The sequence below is a fragment of the Mesorhizobium sp. BHscii genome (assembly GCF_053848065.1).
In genome coordinates, this window is record NZ_JBSPKW010000002.1 from 97830 (window position 1) to 111810 (window position 13981).

20 protein-coding genes are annotated in these 13981 nt (G+C 61.4%); 8 read left to right on the plus strand and 12 right to left on the minus strand.

The genetic code is table 11. The features are described 5' to 3' along the window. Nucleotides 1-42 precede the first annotated feature (42 nt). On the minus strand, nucleotides 43-1131 hold the full coding sequence (locus ACWTU7_RS03225; RefSeq protein WP_455837926.1) for a class I SAM-dependent methyltransferase: 1089 nt from the start codon (nucleotides 1129-1131) through the stop codon (nucleotides 43-45). Next, nucleotides 1128-1982 carry a prolipoprotein diacylglyceryl transferase gene (gene lgt / locus ACWTU7_RS03230; protein WP_455837925.1) on the minus strand — a complete coding sequence of 285 codons (855 nt, stop codon included), beginning with the start codon at nucleotides 1980-1982 and terminating at the stop codon, nucleotides 1128-1130. Before lgt ends, ACWTU7_RS03225 begins: the two co-directional genes overlap by 4 nt. Before the next feature lie 130 nt (nucleotides 1983-2112). On the opposite strand from lgt, the gene ACWTU7_RS03235 reads away from it, so the two are divergent. From ACWTU7_RS03235 to ACWTU7_RS03245, 3 genes are all read left to right on the plus strand, one after another. Beyond that, the gene (locus tag ACWTU7_RS03235; RefSeq protein WP_455838004.1) at nucleotides 2113-2421 is read left to right on the plus strand and encodes an accessory factor UbiK family protein; all 309 of its coding nucleotides are present in this window, start codon (nucleotides 2113-2115) and stop codon (nucleotides 2419-2421) included. Between the two features lie 411 nt (nucleotides 2422-2832). Continuing rightward, nucleotides 2833-3333 carry a type III secretion system chaperone family protein gene (locus tag ACWTU7_RS03240; protein ID WP_006202532.1) on the plus strand — a complete coding sequence of 167 codons (501 nt, stop codon included), beginning with the start codon at nucleotides 2833-2835 and terminating at the stop codon, nucleotides 3331-3333. A 17-nt stretch (nucleotides 3334-3350) separates the two neighbouring features. Further along, entirely contained in the window at nucleotides 3351-3710 is a 360-nt protein-coding gene (locus ACWTU7_RS03245; protein WP_455837924.1) for a tRNA-binding protein, read from the plus strand. Nucleotides 3711-3720: 10 nt separating this feature from the next. Here ACWTU7_RS03245 and ACWTU7_RS03250 read toward each other — a convergent pair whose 3' ends face one another. From ACWTU7_RS03250 to ACWTU7_RS03265, 4 genes are all read right to left on the minus strand, one after another. Beyond that, complete coding sequence (locus ACWTU7_RS03250) at nucleotides 3721-4743, minus strand: glycosyltransferase family 4 protein (RefSeq protein ID WP_455837923.1); 1023 nt, start codon at nucleotides 4741-4743, stop codon at nucleotides 3721-3723. A gap of 219 nt (nucleotides 4744-4962) precedes the next feature. Then, the gene (locus ACWTU7_RS03255) at nucleotides 4963-6375 is read right to left on the minus strand and encodes an ATP-binding protein (protein ID WP_455837922.1); all 1413 of its coding nucleotides are present in this window, start codon (nucleotides 6373-6375) and stop codon (nucleotides 4963-4965) included. Nucleotides 6376-6427: 52 nt separating this feature from the next. Continuing rightward, nucleotides 6428-7147, minus strand: a complete 720-nt coding sequence (locus ACWTU7_RS03260) for a response regulator (protein WP_036267167.1) — start codon at nucleotides 7145-7147, stop codon at nucleotides 6428-6430. After that, the gene (locus ACWTU7_RS03265) at nucleotides 7134-7667 is read right to left on the minus strand and encodes a MarR family winged helix-turn-helix transcriptional regulator (protein ID WP_029349986.1); all 534 of its coding nucleotides are present in this window, start codon (nucleotides 7665-7667) and stop codon (nucleotides 7134-7136) included. The genes ACWTU7_RS03260 and ACWTU7_RS03265 overlap by 14 nt, the downstream gene beginning before the upstream one ends. A gap of 243 nt (nucleotides 7668-7910) precedes the next feature. Between ACWTU7_RS03265 and ACWTU7_RS03270 the strand changes: the two genes are divergently transcribed. The 3 genes from ACWTU7_RS03270 to ACWTU7_RS03280 all read left to right on the plus strand — a co-directional run bounded on the left by ACWTU7_RS03270 (nucleotide 7911) and on the right by ACWTU7_RS03280 (nucleotide 10043). Then, the gene (locus tag ACWTU7_RS03270) at nucleotides 7911-8804 is read left to right on the plus strand and encodes a branched-chain amino acid aminotransferase (RefSeq protein WP_029349987.1); all 894 of its coding nucleotides are present in this window, start codon (nucleotides 7911-7913) and stop codon (nucleotides 8802-8804) included. Nucleotides 8805-8949: 145 nt separating this feature from the next. Next, entirely contained in the window at nucleotides 8950-9273 is a 324-nt protein-coding gene (locus ACWTU7_RS03275) for a hypothetical protein (RefSeq protein ID WP_455837921.1), read from the plus strand. A 128-nt stretch (nucleotides 9274-9401) separates the two neighbouring features. Further along, on the plus strand, nucleotides 9402-10043 hold the full coding sequence (locus ACWTU7_RS03280; RefSeq protein WP_029349991.1) for an MBL fold metallo-hydrolase: 642 nt from the start codon (nucleotides 9402-9404) through the stop codon (nucleotides 10041-10043). Nucleotides 10044-10162: 119 nt separating this feature from the next. Here ACWTU7_RS03280 and ACWTU7_RS03285 read toward each other — a convergent pair whose 3' ends face one another. The 3 genes from ACWTU7_RS03285 to ACWTU7_RS03295 form a co-directional block, all read right to left on the minus strand. Continuing rightward, nucleotides 10163-10579: a BA14K family protein gene (locus tag ACWTU7_RS03285; RefSeq protein WP_029349993.1), complete on the minus strand. Its 417-nt coding sequence runs from the start codon at nucleotides 10577-10579 to the stop codon at nucleotides 10163-10165. Nucleotides 10580-10792: 213 nt separating this feature from the next. Continuing rightward, nucleotides 10793-11005 carry a cold-shock protein gene (locus ACWTU7_RS03290; RefSeq protein WP_006202521.1) on the minus strand — a complete coding sequence of 71 codons (213 nt, stop codon included), beginning with the start codon at nucleotides 11003-11005 and terminating at the stop codon, nucleotides 10793-10795. Between the two features lie 255 nt (nucleotides 11006-11260). Then, entirely contained in the window at nucleotides 11261-11473 is a 213-nt protein-coding gene (locus ACWTU7_RS03295; RefSeq protein WP_023799871.1) for a cold-shock protein, read from the minus strand. Between the two features lie 452 nt (nucleotides 11474-11925). Here ACWTU7_RS03295 and ACWTU7_RS03300 point away from each other — a divergent pair, with 452 nt between their 5' ends. Beyond that, nucleotides 11926-12327: a Kazal-type serine protease inhibitor family protein gene (locus tag ACWTU7_RS03300; RefSeq protein ID WP_029349995.1), complete on the plus strand. Its 402-nt coding sequence runs from the start codon at nucleotides 11926-11928 to the stop codon at nucleotides 12325-12327. Between the two features lie 229 nt (nucleotides 12328-12556). Here the strand turns inward: ACWTU7_RS03300 and ACWTU7_RS03305 are convergent, their stop codons facing one another. From ACWTU7_RS03305 to ACWTU7_RS03315, 3 genes are all read right to left on the minus strand, one after another. Then, entirely contained in the window at nucleotides 12557-12694 is a 138-nt protein-coding gene (locus tag ACWTU7_RS03305; RefSeq protein WP_166487881.1) for a hypothetical protein, read from the minus strand. Between the two features lie 145 nt (nucleotides 12695-12839). After that, on the minus strand, nucleotides 12840-13088 hold the full coding sequence (locus tag ACWTU7_RS03310) for a hypothetical protein (protein ID WP_292164145.1): 249 nt from the start codon (nucleotides 13086-13088) through the stop codon (nucleotides 12840-12842). After that, entirely contained in the window at nucleotides 13085-13351 is a 267-nt protein-coding gene (locus ACWTU7_RS03315) for a hypothetical protein (RefSeq protein ID WP_455837920.1), read from the minus strand. Before ACWTU7_RS03315 ends, ACWTU7_RS03310 begins: the two co-directional genes overlap by 4 nt. Before the next feature lie 373 nt (nucleotides 13352-13724). Between ACWTU7_RS03315 and ACWTU7_RS03320 the strand changes: the two genes are divergently transcribed. Next, on the plus strand, nucleotides 13725-13919 hold the full coding sequence (locus ACWTU7_RS03320) for a hypothetical protein (RefSeq protein ID WP_029350000.1): 195 nt from the start codon (nucleotides 13725-13727) through the stop codon (nucleotides 13917-13919). Nucleotides 13920-13981 lie beyond the last annotated feature (62 nt).

Here is a 13981-nt window from a genome sequence, read left to right on the forward strand (position 1 = left end):
ACAGTCGGAAATTGGGAGAGTGGGAGAGGCGGCAGCGAAAAGTCAATCCGCCGTTGCAAAAGGCGGAACGGCGATGCCGGCTGGCAGGACGGCAAGCACCTTGAACAGGTTGCCCATGGCTTGCGGGCCGGCGAGGCGTTCGACCTCGCCTGCAATCTTTTCGCGAGCCGCCTCATTGGCGTTGGCGCCGAGCTGGCCGGCGCGTTCGAGAAGACCCATTTCCACCAGGAATTCGCCTTGCGTGGAGAGATGGGCATCGAGGCCATGCGCCCGCACAATCGCGGCAAGGGCGGCGAAATCGACATGGGCGGTGAGATCGGCTTCGCCCGGCTTGGCCAGCACATCTTCGTGATCGTGCTTGCGCACGGCCTGCAACGTGTCGCCGACCCCTGGTCGGAGATAGCCATAGTCGAGGAACAGGCCGGCGCCACCGAGCCGGGCCAATCGCTCAGCGATGGTCGCCATCAGCGCGGCTCGGGCCGGCGCGACCTCGACGATCGCGCCCTGTGGCGCGTTTTCGGCATCGTCCGGCAACAGCGTCGGATCGACCGAGCCGGCGCCGGCGAAGAAGTGCAATTCGTCAGCGTCATCGAGGCCGATCATCCGTTCGCGCCAGCCTGTTCCGGCACGGACGAACTGGCGGATCGGCACCGCATCGAACAATTCATTGCCGACGATGAAAAGCGGGGTCTGCGGCAGCGTCTCGATGCTTTCGTGCCAGCCGATCGCGGTAGGCGTGGCGGCAAGCGTTTGCTTCTGGACATCTGCAAGCCTCGGGCTGGTTTCGATCATGGCGAACGATGCGCCGGCGGTCAGCGCCGGATCGAGCCGCGAAAACGTGCGCAGCATGTCCTTCATCAATGTGCCCCGGCCGGGGCCGATCTCGGCGATGGTGACCGGCATCGGCCGGCCGTTCGCAAGCCAGGCTTCGTAGAGCCAGACAGCGACCAGCTCGCCGAACATCTGGCTGATTTCCGGCGCGGTGACGAAGTCGCCGGCAGCTCCGAACGGCTCGCGCGTCGTATAGTAGCCGTCCCGCGGATCGAACAGGCAAAGTGCCATATACTGGTTGACGGGGATCGGCCCCGCCGCACCGATCAGCTCGACGATGCGGGCTTTCAGTCGGGTCATACCGGCTGTGGCTGTGTAACCGGCTTTGCCGTCGCCATCGCCCAGATGCCGGCCAGCAGCATCGGCAGCGACAGCACCATGCCCATCGTCAGCCAGCCAGTGCCGAGGAGGTAGCCGAGCTGCTGATCGGGCTCGCGGAAGAATTCGACGAAAATGCGTGAGAGACCGTAGCCGGCGATGAAGGCGCCGCCGACGAAGCGCGGTGTCTTCAGCTTGAGCGGCGAATGGGTGAGGAAGCGCAGGACCAGAAACAGCACCAGGCCTTCGAGCAGCGCCTCGTAGACCTGGCTCGGATGGCGCGCGAATGGCCCGCCATTGGGGAATTCGACCGCCCATGGCACCTCGGTCGGCCTGCCCCAGAGTTCGGAGTTGATGAAATTCGCCATGCGGACGAGGCCAAGGCCGACCGGCACGCCGGCCGCCACCACGTCGAACAGCGACCATGTGCGGATACCGCGCGACCAGGAAAACAGCGTCATGGCGAGAATGACGCCGAGCAGCCCGCCGTGGAACGACATGCCGCCCTGCCAGACGGCAAGGATATCGAGCGGATGGGCGATGTAACGTGGCAGGTCGTAGAACAGCACGTAGCCGACACGCCCGCCAAGCACCACGCCGATGGCCGCCCACACAATGAAGTCGTCGAGATCCTCGGGCTTCATGGGCACGGTGCCGCCGGGCCAGAGCCTTGCATTGGTGACGAGCCGCTTGGCATACCACCAGGCAAAGAGAATGCCGACGATGTAGCCGACGCCATACCAATGCACCGCCAGCGGCCCGATCTTGACGATGACCGGGTCGATATTGGGAAAGGGCAGGGCGGCCAACGGCAGCATAAAATATTCGCTCAACAGGATCTCCCGGTTGCGATCATGTTCGGGCGCGACCATGCGGCAGGGTTTTGGCGGGGTCAAGGCGACGTGGATGCTTGCATTCCGCGTCGCGCGCCACTACGTCAAATCGAGCAAGCGAGGATTTGCCATGTCGACCGGACCGAATCGCATTCTCGATGAATTCGCGAAGCTGATGACCGACGCTGCGGGTGCCGCGCAAGGCGTGCGCCGCGAAGTGGAAACCGCCTTCAAGGGGCAGGCCGAGCGCGTTCTCAACTCAATGGACCTGGTGCAGCGCGAAGAATTCGAGGCCGCCCGCCATATGGCGGCGAAGGCCAGGGAGGAAAACACCCGTCTCGCTGCGCGCATCGAGGCGCTCGAGGCGAAGCTCGCCGAATTGACCGGACAGGCCGCACCTGCGGCTGCGGCAAAGCCCAGATCAAAAAATAATCGTTAAACTTTTCCACAAAGCACAATCGCAAAAAGCGCTTTGTCGTGAATCGCTTACCGGCATTGCGTGAATCTTTGTGACAGCGGCTTTCCACATGCGAATGACGCAGTGCGAAAAATTGGGCTGGTCACGCGACTCCCGATCAATAGACTGAATTTGTTGCATGATTCGGAGCAGGGTCATGCGCCGGGCGGTGGGGTCCGGTCTGGGTCTTTGCGTTGACGAAGTCCCGGCCGTCCGAGTTCTAGACAAGATTGTTCGTTGTGTGTGCCCCCGCGGAGCGTGTGGCGCTCACTAGAGCGACGTGCGTCCACTTGGACGCACAAAGTACGCTCTAGAACTTTGAACGTTCGCGTCGTGCTTTCCGAAAATCGAACCGATTTTCGGGCCGATGCGAAGGAACGACAGGAAGCATTCATGGAACTTCTCGAACTCGAATTCTCGCGCGAAATCCATCCCGTGGATGTTATCGAGCAGGTGGCCCACAACAACGACTGGTCCTTCGAACGGGCCGGCGATGACGAGATTTCGATTTCGGTTGCCGGAAGCTGGACCGACTACCACGTCTCATTCTCCTGGATGGAGGATTTCGAGGCGCTGCATCTGGCTTGCGCTTTCGACATCAAGGTGCCGGAGGCGCGCGCGCTCGAAGTGATGCGGCTGCTTTCGCTGATCAACGAGCAGATGCTGTTCGGCCATTTCGACCTCTGGGAACAGGAAGGCGCGATCATGTTCCGCCAGTCACTGCTGCTCGCCGGCGGGGTCGAACCGTCGAGCCAGCAGGTCGAGGTGCTGTTGTCGTCGGCGCTGGAAGCCTGCGAATGCTATTTCCAGGCGTTCCAGTTCGTCGTCTGGTCGGGAACCTCGGCCAAGGATGCGCTGGCCGGCGTCCTGTTCGAGACCTACGGAAACGCCTGAGCCAGACCTGACCCTCAATGAGTTCGAGCAGCCAGCGCAAGCCCGACATCAGCTTCGCCGATTTCGACCGGGTCGATATCCGCGCCGGCACGATCGTCGAGGCCGAGCCGTTTCCCGAGGCGCGCAAGCCGGCGATCAAGCTGAAGATCGATTTCGGCCCGGCGATCGGGGTGAAGAAATCGTCGGCGCAGATCACCAAATATTATGCGCCCGAGACGCTGGTCGGCCGGCAGGTGTTCGCGGTGGTCAATTTTCCGCCGCGGCAGATCGGACCCTTCATATCGGAAGTGCTGACGCTTGGCTTTCCCGACGAGGAGGGTGCTGTCGTCCTCGGCGCAATCGAACGCAGGGTGCCTGACGGTGGCCGACTGTTCTAGCAAGGCCTTCTCAGGCGGCTAGTTTTCGCGTGGTGCCCAGCGCCTCTTCAACCGTCTCCAGGAACATTTCCGCGCAGGCCTTCCAACTATAGCGCATTGCCCGTTGGCGCGCCTCGGCGCGGTCGACGTGGAGCGCGGCGAGCGCGGCTTCACGCAGATCGTTCGACACCGCTCCGCCAACGCCGTCGCCGACAATGTCGATCGGTCCGGTCACCGGATAGGCTGCGACCGGCGTGCCGCTGGCCAGCGCCTCGATGATGACATTGCCGAACGTGTCGGTGCGGCTGGGAAAGACGAAGACATCGGCCGAGGCGTAGATTTCGGCCAGTTCGTCGTTCGGGCGGTGGCCAAGGAAATGGGCATCGGGGTATCTGGCCTTGAGCCTGGCCAACTCCGGTCCCTCGCCGACGATTACCTTGCTGCCGGGCAAATCCAGGTCGAGGAAGGCGGCCAGGTTCTTTTCGATCGCAACGCGGCCGACACAGAGGAAGATCGGTCGCTTGAGCCCCAGATCCTTCTCCTTGTCCGGGCGGAAATGGTCGGTGTCGACGCCGCGCGTCCATGGCCTGAGCTTGGTGAAGCCGCGCGCCGCCAGATCGTCCGCCAGCGATTGTGTGGCGACCAGTGTGCCTTGTCCGGAATTGTGGAAATCGCGAAGCCAGCGATAGGCCCAGGCTTCCGGTATTGGCAGCCGCGCGCTCAGATATTCCGGAAAGCGCGTGTGATAGCTTGTCGTGAACGGCCGGCCGGCCTTGCGGCAATAGCGCCGCGCCATGATGCCGAGCGGGCCTTCAGTGACGATATGGATATGATCGGCGTTACGCGCTTCGATCAGGCGCGCGACGTGGCCTGGCCTCGTCAGCGCCAGCCGGATATCCGGGTAGGTCGGCAGGGGCAAGGTGCGAAATATGTTCGGGGTCAGGAAGTCCGTCTCGACGTCGAAGGATTTGAGGGTTTCCGAAAGCCGTTCCAGCGTGTGGACGACGCCGTTGACCTGCGGGCGCCAGGCGTCGGTGACCATCAGGATGCGCATAGCAGCCCTTTGCTTGAAAGGTCGTCGGTTTCCTTGATGCGAGGCCGCAAGGCCGAATCAATCAGGATCACCCGCTTCATGCGCGCTCTTCAGCATGGTTTCATGACGCCCCGATGAAGGCATAGCCGATGGCCGTCTACAACCACAGGAAAGCACGATGCGTAGGTTCAAAGTGTCAGAGCGTACTTTGTGCGTCCAATTGGACGCACGTCGCTCTAATCAGGCCGGAACCTTGATGACGGCGCGCAAGCCGCCGAGCGGGCTCTTGTCCAGCATGATGTCGCCGCCATGGCTACGGGCAATGTCGCGTGCGATGGCAAGGCCAAGGCCGGTACCGCTGGCATCGAGATTGCGGGCCTCGTCAAGCCGCACGAAAGGCTTGAACACGTCCTCGCGCTTTTCGGGCGGAATGCCCGGACCGTCGTCGTCGATGGTGACGAGCAGCGAGCCGCGGCCGTGGTTGGCGTTGATCTCCACCGTCTTGGCATAACGGAAGGCGTTGCCGACGACATTGGACAACAGCCGGGCAAAGGCGTGGGGCCGCACATGCAAATTTGGGTCGCCGGCGAGCGTGGTCGACAGTTTGCGTTTGCGCAGCGTGGCCTCCTCGCCGAGCTTGTCGAAATAGGCTTCAAGATTGAAACGGCCGGCGTCTTCCGTTGCCTCGCCGCGGGCAAAGGCGAGATAGCCTTCCAGCATCGACTGCATGTCATCGATATCCTGGCCGAGCGCCTCGGTGTCGGCCTTGGTCCCGGTCAGCGCAAGCTGCAGCTTGAAGCGGGTGAGGATGGTTCTCAAATCATGACTGACGCCGGTCAGCATGGCGGTGCGCTGTTCGAGCTGGCGTTCGATACGCTCGCGCATCTGGATGAAGGCAAAGCCGGCGCGGCGAACCTCCTCGGCGCCGCGCGGACGGAAATCGAGCGGCATCGGCCGGCCCTTGCCGAAACTTTCGGCGGCCTCGGCCAGTGTCAGGATCGGCCGGATCTGATTGCGCAGGAAAGGGATGGCGATCATCAGCAGCACCAGCGAGGTGCCGACCATCCAGATCAGGAAAATGTGCGTGTTCGAGGCATAGGCCTGGCTGCGGCGCACGAAGGCGCGCAGCACCTTGCCCTCGAGCTGGACACGGACCTCGATGATATTGGAATTGCCGACCGTATCGATCCAGAACGGACGGTTTATCTGATGGGTGATCTCGGACGAGAGAATTTCGTCGAGGATCGAGAAGAACGGCTTTGGACCGGGCGCCGGCAGCGGATCGGGCGGAAGCAAGTCGATCTTCAGCTGCATGCGATCCTGCGCGATGCGGATGATGTTGGCGTAGTCGGCGTCGTTCGGATAGGTTTCCACCAGGTCGACGATTGCGGCAATGTCGCGGACCGTGGCCTGCGACAGGCGCTGTGTCACGGTCTGCCAGTGGCGTTCCATAAAGACAAAGGCGAGGACCGATTGCAGCAGGATCATCGGTGCGATGACGATGATCAGCGAGCGGGCATAGAGCCGCTTCGGCATGTAAAGCGAAACGAGGCGCCAGAACCGTTTCCAGGCGAGCGGCACCACCTTCAGTGCCCGCGTGGCGCGAGCGCTCAAGCCGCGATCTCCCGGCCGTTCCAGTTGCGTGGTCGCCATTCGCCCTTTTTGCTCATCTTCAGCCACTCAACAAGGGGCTGTGGGCGTCAGTCTATTCCACGCTGAGCCGATACCCAATACCGCGCACGGTCTGCAGCCAGACCGGATTGGACGGATCGCGTTCGATCTTGCGGCGCAGCCTGTTGATCTGGACGTCGATGGTGCGTTCGCCGACTTCGGACTCGTCGCCGACAAGCTCATGACGCGGTATCGTTTCGCCGGCCCGCGCCGCGAAGATCGCCAGGATCTCCTGCTCGCGGTCGGTCAGCTTCAGAGCCTCGCCGCCGCGCTTGAGCTCCCGCCTGGCGATCTGGAACGTGTAAGGGCCGAAGACCAGTTGCTCGACTTTGGGCGTCGTTGCCGGACCGCCGCGGCGCAGGATGTTGTTGATGCGCAGGATCAATTCGCGGGGATCGAAAGGCTTCGGCAGATAGTCGTCGGCTCCGGCCTCGAGCCCGGTAATCCGGCTGTCGGTCTCGGAGAGCGCGGTAAGCATCAGGATCGGCACGTTCTTGCTTGCCCGCAGCGCCTTGGCCAGATCGACACCGGTTTCGCCCGGCATCATGATATCGAGCACGAGCAGATCGAAATCGAGGCCGGCGAGCTTGCGCCGCGCTTCGCCGGAATTTCCGGCAACGGTGACGCGAAAGCCGTTTTCGGTCAGATATTGTTTGAGAAGATTGCGGATACGGGTATCGTCATCTATCACCAGCAGATGCGGCGCGTCGTCGTCCGGTGCTGCCGGTTGATCAACCCTTTCAATGGTCTCCATGGCTTTTCCCTGACGTTTTTGCGGGCACAATGTCGATCTGCGCTCTTAGTTCCGGATTGACCATTGCTTCCAGGAAGCGCTCGATCAAGGTGCGTTCGGTGGCTCCGGCATCTTCCAATGCAGCATGGATGCGGCGTGACTGTGGCCGTGCCAGCGCCAGTGCCAGAGCGCGGCCCTTGGCTGTCGGATAGAGCTCGCGCTGGCGGCGGTCGCGCGGGCCCTGCAGCTGGACGATGTGGTCGGTGTCGATCAGCTGCTTGAGCACGCGCGCCAGACTCTGCTTGGTGATCTTCAGCACGTCGAGGAGTTCGGCGACCGTCAGGCCAGGCCTGCGATTGACGAAATGCAGAACCCGGTGATGGGCCCGGCCGAAGCCATAGTCGGACAGGATCTGGTCCGGATCGGAGGTAAAATCGCGATAGGCGAAGAAGAACAGTTCGATGATGGCAAAGTCGATGCCGTCCTCGTCGGTGATCGCCGTCCTGATCGGTTTTCCAGCTGGGTGGCTGCGATCTGTCATCTTTTCTCCGTGCGAAAGGGAAATTATGTCAGTACTATTGACGTAATTTCCCGGCAATGCTAATTTTTGACAAGCTTTTCGGCGGATTGCGAACGAAAAGGCAAGGGAAGGCCGTTTTTCCGGAACTTCCTGTGTTTGCCAGAGCTTATATATCCGCCTACGCTTCGAGATACCGGCCGCCCGGTGCGGCTGACAAGAAACGCGCAACGATAATGTGCGGGCGGCCGCCCGCGGGAGGTTACCATGGCATCCGTTCCCTTTGACCAAATGGACGGCTTCATCTGGATGAACGGCGAGTTCGTCAAATGGGCCGACGCCAAGATCCACGTGCTGACCCATGGCCTGCACTACGCCAGCGCGGTGTTCGAGGGCGAGCGCGCCTATGGCGGCGAGATTTTCAAGCTGACCGACCACAGCGAGCGCCTGCACGAATCGGCACGCCTGCTCGGCTTCAAGATTCCCTATTCGGTTGCCGAGATCGACGACGCCTGCCGCACGCTGTTGAAGAAGCAGGGTTTCCAGGATGCCTATGTTCGGCCGATCGCCTGGCGCGGCAGCGAACAAATGGGCGTTTCGGCGCAAAACAGCCGGATCAACTGCGCCATCGCCATCTGGCAGTGGCCGAGCTATTTCGATCCGGCACAGAAGCTGAAGGGCATCCGTCTCGATCTGGCCGAATGGCGCCGCCCCGATCCGCGCACCGCGCCGTCGAAATCGAAGGCTGCCGGCCTCTACATGATCTGCACCATGTCCAAGCATGCCGCCGAAGCCAAGGGCTATGCCGACGCCATGATGCTCGACTGGCGCGGCCAGGTTGCGGAAGCGACCGGCGCCAATATCTTCTTCGTCAAGGACGGCAAGATCCACACGCCCACCCCCGATTGCTTCCTCGACGGCATCACCCGCCGTACGGTGATTGGCCTTGCCAAGGATCGCGGCTTCGAGGTGATCGAGCGCACCATTATGCCGGAAGAGCTCGAAGGCTTCCAGCAGTGCTTCCTCACCGGAACAGCAGCCGAGGTGACGCCCGTTTCAGAGATCGGTCCATACCGATTCGAGGTGGGTGAAATTGCCAAGACTCTGATGAACGACTATTCTGCAGCCGTTCAACCCAAGCACGCAATCGCAGCAGAATAACGAAAGTCACAGCTTTTTTTATAAGTAGGGGCGGTTTTCGGGCCGCCCCTTTTATTTAAGCACTTCTGCATTTGACTTTCGTCCAATTCGGCGTCTCATGATGCTGTCGGCCCGGGAGGCTGGCAGCTATGGAGGGACTGGTAGTATGGACATGAACACGCTTCTTCCGATCATTGTTCAGGTGATTATGGGTATCATCGGTGGCCAGGCGGTGGGCGCGGCGCTCAAGACAGCGGCAGCGGGGCAGCTTACCAAAATCCTGGGCGGCGCCCTTGGCGGCGTCGGCGGTGCGGCCATCCTCGGCAGCCTGCTCGGCGGTGGCACGATCGATCCGGCTGCGGCCGCAGCGGCAACGAGCGGATTGGGCAGCGCGCTGAATGTGCAGAACATCCTCGGCGGTGCCGGTGGTGGCGCCATTCTGACGGCCATCATCGGCGCGGTCATGAATGCGACGAAGAAGTCAGCCTAGCGGTTTCGGGCTTTTGCATGGGCGGCTTCGGCCGCCCATTTCTTTTTTGCGTTGTGGCGACAGCCGGATGCGGTGGACGACGTTCGCGTGTGGATCTACATCAGGGGCGACACAGCGAAAGGACGATCATGGGTCAGCTCAACGCCGGCGTCGTGCCGGTCACGGCCTTCCAGCAAAACTGCACCATCCTCTTTGACATGGACGACAGACATGGCGTCGTCGTCGATCCGGGCGGCGACATCGAGAAGGTGCTGGCGGTGCTCAAGGACAATGCGATCAACGCCGGCGCGATCTGGATCACGCATGGTCATATCGACCATGCCGGCGGCGCCATGGAGCTGAAGGAGGCGCTCGGCGTCGAGATCATCGGCCCGCATGAGGCCGACCGTCCGTTGCTTGCCAATCTCGAGAAACAGGCGAAACACTACGGCATCACCGATCCGGTACGCAATTGCGTGCCCGACCGCTTTCTCAGCGAAGGCGATACCGTCTCGTTCGGCCAGCACGCGTTCGAAGTCTTTCATTGCCCCGGCCACGCGCCCGGCCATGTCGTCTACTACAATCGTGCTGCTAAGTTCGCTCATGTCGGAGACGTGTTGTTTCGCGGCTCGGTCGGGCGCACCGACCTGCCGGGCGGCGACCACGCCGCGCTGATCGCCTCGATCAAGGACAAGCTTTTGCCGCTCGGCGACGACATCGGCTTCATCTGCGGCCATGGTCCCGGCGGCCGCTTCGGCGAGGAGCGCCGCAGCAATCCATTCCTGATTTAAAACGCGTTGCGGCTGAGGAGCCTCACGCGACGCGCATCGGTCTCCTGCCTTTATGCATGCCTACGACCAAAAAGCGCTGGCCTGGCGGACAGCGCTTGTTTTTTGGGGGCAGGGAAGCCTCAGTTCGCGGTGCAGAAATGCTGTTCGCCGTCATAGCCGGTGAACGTGCCGGTGCGGGCGTTGAAAGAGCGATAGCGATCCGAACAATATTCATACCAGCCACGGGTCCATGGCTCGGCATAGCCGTCATTGTAGACGACTCGCGGTTCCGCGTAGTAGCGGCGCACCGGGGCGGGCCGTGGATAACGACCATAATCGTCATAGCCGGGGTCGTAATAGCTGGGCTGCGGGTTGTTGAGCGCACCAACGATCAGGGCGCCGGCCGCGAGGCCAAGGACGCCTGCCGCGATCGCATCGCCATTGTCACGATGGTGGTGCCGGTGACGCCAGTCACCAGCGCTGGCCGCTGGCAAGGTCGCGAGCGTGGTCGCAACAATCGCGGCGGACAGGATGGTGGTCTTGAAAATTCGGTTCATGTCGGTCTCCTTCGTGCCGGCCCGGTAATTTGGGGGATGCGGTCCGGCTTTACCGAAGCTAATAGGCGACCGTGGCTGAACGGGGGCTGAACGAAATTGACGGGATGGGACCAGTCGATATTCGATCAAGCATGGCGCAAGGCACAAATATCGTACGCTCAACAAGGAGCGGACCTGCACGACGGGACCGTCCGACGCTGTCTCGAACTCGGCTCAGCCGATCGACAGGTTGACGGCTTTCGGACCCTTGCCGCGCTTGTCCGGCTCGGTGTCGAATGTTACCTTCTGCCCATCCTCAAGACCGGGAAGACCCGACGCCTGCACGGCCGAAATGTGGACGAAGACATCCTTCGCGCCATCATCCGGCGTGATGAAGCCGAAGCCTTTGGCATGATTGAAGAATTTGACGGTGCCGGTCTGCGGCATGGGAAGCTCCTTTGATCCCATAAAGTCCAGTCTCGGGCCGGCAAATGCCCGAGTGGAAATTTGTCCTTTATTTTAGCGCTATCGGCAAGAGAAAGTTTTGCGAGCATTGGCATGCCGCCCTGCCACGAAAAAGGCGCGACGAAAACCGCCGCGCCTTCGAAACTCGGGTCCGGCCCTGAAAGCCGGTTCAAGGCCTTTGGAGGGCCTCGGGACACATTCCTGGCACGTCCGAGCGGACGTGCGCGCGCCGAAGGTTCAGTCCGCGCGGAGATTGACCGCCTTCGGTCCCTTGCCCATGCGGTCGGGCTCGACGTCGAACGTGACCTTCTGGCCATCGACGAGCGTGCGCAGGCCCGAGGCCTCGATCGCGGAGATATGGACGAACACGTCCTTGGCGCCGTCATCTGGCGTGATGAAGCCGAAGCCTTTGGTAGCGTTGAAGAATTTAACGGTGCCGGTCTGGGCCATTGGGGAAACTCCTTCACCCGTGTCAGTCTTTGTGGTTTGCCCGCCGCCTGACGCCGTGGGCAAGTCCGGTGGTTGCTTCGGCAGTCATGCATTGGCGCATGGTCAAAACCCCCCGCCGAAAAACGGGGCCGTCAGAGATTCACAGTATCGGGGAAAGGTCGTCCAAAACGTTCCGCTCTCCGGGTCGCAAATGCCCGAACACGAAATTTATCGCACGGAAAGGTGATCGTTGCAAGGTAGCGTCCGCGGGCCACCCAATGGGCGCATTCCGACGCATGGCATCGATAGAAGGGGGTGCTCGCCCGGTCATCGGCCAAGCGCCTGGCCATGTATGGTCCAGCGGGCTGGGAGCTTGCAAACAGGGGTTGCATTTGGCGGTGGAATGGCGAGGATCGGCTTGGAGTGGAGCGCGCGCGTTTGCACCGGAGCGGGGGCTCGAGGGAGATATAGTTATGAAATTTCTTGCGGCAATCTTCTCGCGGCAGGGTTTTGCCATCGTGTTGCTGTCGGCAGTTCTTGCAGCCTGCACAGCGGTGGTGGTGGAGGAAGGACCGGGGTACCGCCCGCCAAGGCCGGGGCCGCAATTCTGCACCAAGCAGTATGATCCGGTCTGCGCCCGGCGCGGTGGCGACCGCCAGACCTTCGCCAATGCCTGCCTTGCCGAGCGGGCCGGGTACCGCATCATCCGCGACGGCCAGTGCCGCGACGGCGGCGGCGGTGGCGAAGAGCAGACATTCTGCACGCGCGAATATGCCCCCGTCTGCGCACGCCGCCGTGGCGAATTGCGCACCTTCCCCAACGCCTGCGAGGCTCGCGCCGCCGACTATCGCATCGTCGACGACGGTCCCTGCTGAGAGGCTGGTTTCCTCCTCGGCTCCGGACGGGGAGGAAGCCATCTATCAACCGGACACAGGCAGGTGAGGGTAGCTGGCGCCTCCTGCCTCTACGCCGGCAGCCTCGCCTTATGGCAATGGCGATGAACTCGGCCCTAGCCAATCCTGACCATATGGCTTCGACGTCGTGTGATCTTTGATCCAATCGCGCGGTGGCTGGATGAATGCCGGGCTGCTCGTCCGTCCGCCGCTAGCCCTTGGACTTCGGCTTCAAACCGGCTTCCGCCTGCTTGACGGCCGAGCCGAAAGGCGAGGCCGGCTTTGGCGCCGCCTTGTCCTTCTTGGGCTTGCGTGTCTCGCGGTTGCTGCGCTGTTGACCCTTGGCCATCTGTTGGTCCTCGTGATTGGTGGTGGTGGCGCCTGATGTGGGCCTAAAGCGCGTCGCGTTGAAAGGATTCAGCCGACGCGCTTTAAGCATTGTTTTAGGGCATGTCGTTGTCCCAAAACCGCTTCGCACTTTTGGGCGACATGCATTAGGCGCTCGGATTGTCGGCCACTTCGAGATTGTCTTCCGTGGTGACCCGCTCGTAGGTCTCCTCGTCGCTGCGGATGCGGTATTGCGGCGAGCCGTCCTTGACCGGCAGCTTGCTCTTGATTTGGAACAGCTCTGCGGTCTTCTGGACAAGGCCGGTGCGGCTCTTCATGCGAACGGTCTGGCCAATAGCGAAAAGATGCGCGGGCGTGTCGGTGCGCGGGCGCGCGTTCTGCTGGAAGCGGATCATGCAGCATTCTCCTGGTCGCGCCTCAGCGCGGTTTCGAGTTCGGCGAGGTCGATGGCGACCAATTGGCTGGTCTGGCTTTTCACCGTCCTTGCCGGCAGATGGATGAAGGTGGCGACACGGCGCCAGGCAAGCCACGACATGCCATCGATAAGTTCCTCATCGTGGTCGATGTCGTAGTCGCCGGCCGGCAATTTTCCTTCCAGGCCGCCGAGCATGAAGGTTGCCTCGAAATGCGCTATGGAATGGGTAGTTCGGCCAGCCATTCTCGTGCCTCGAAGTCTCGTTTCCGGCTTGGATCCGATAGGTGGTGCCCGCTTTGCGGCACCGGGACTAAATGTCGTGTGCCCCTGTATCGGCAATTTGGATATCGGCGATCTGGAATGAGTTTGGCGGGTCGAGAACCTCTGACGCCGCGAGTTGCCAAGCTTGGCCCAAAAAACGATCTCAATTCTTTAATCCGAAATTGCGGTTTATTCAAGAAGATTCCTGCCGGATCGTGATCCATTGACAAAATTCGCTCTCTATAATTATTTGTAGAATGCTGATATGGTTCAAGAGCTTTCTGAAAATGTCTGAGACGTCCCCGGAACTTTTGTACCGGCATCTATGCTTTATTTCGTTTGAAAGGAAAATTTCATGATCTCTGTGAAAACCCCGAGTGGCGTAACCGTAACAGTCAATCCCATCGTCAAGCCGACCGTCGGGCCTGCGAAAGTGATGTCGGCGCGTCTGACGATACGAAGTGACGAGGCAGCAAGGCGAAAGATCGCCGACACCGACGGCACGGTGCGGCGGGCCAGACAGGTTGCGGAGACCAACCGCCTGATCTGACAGTGCCTACAGCGCGTTTGCGCGTCCTTTTGGACGCGCAAACGGCGCTGTACTACTTTGAT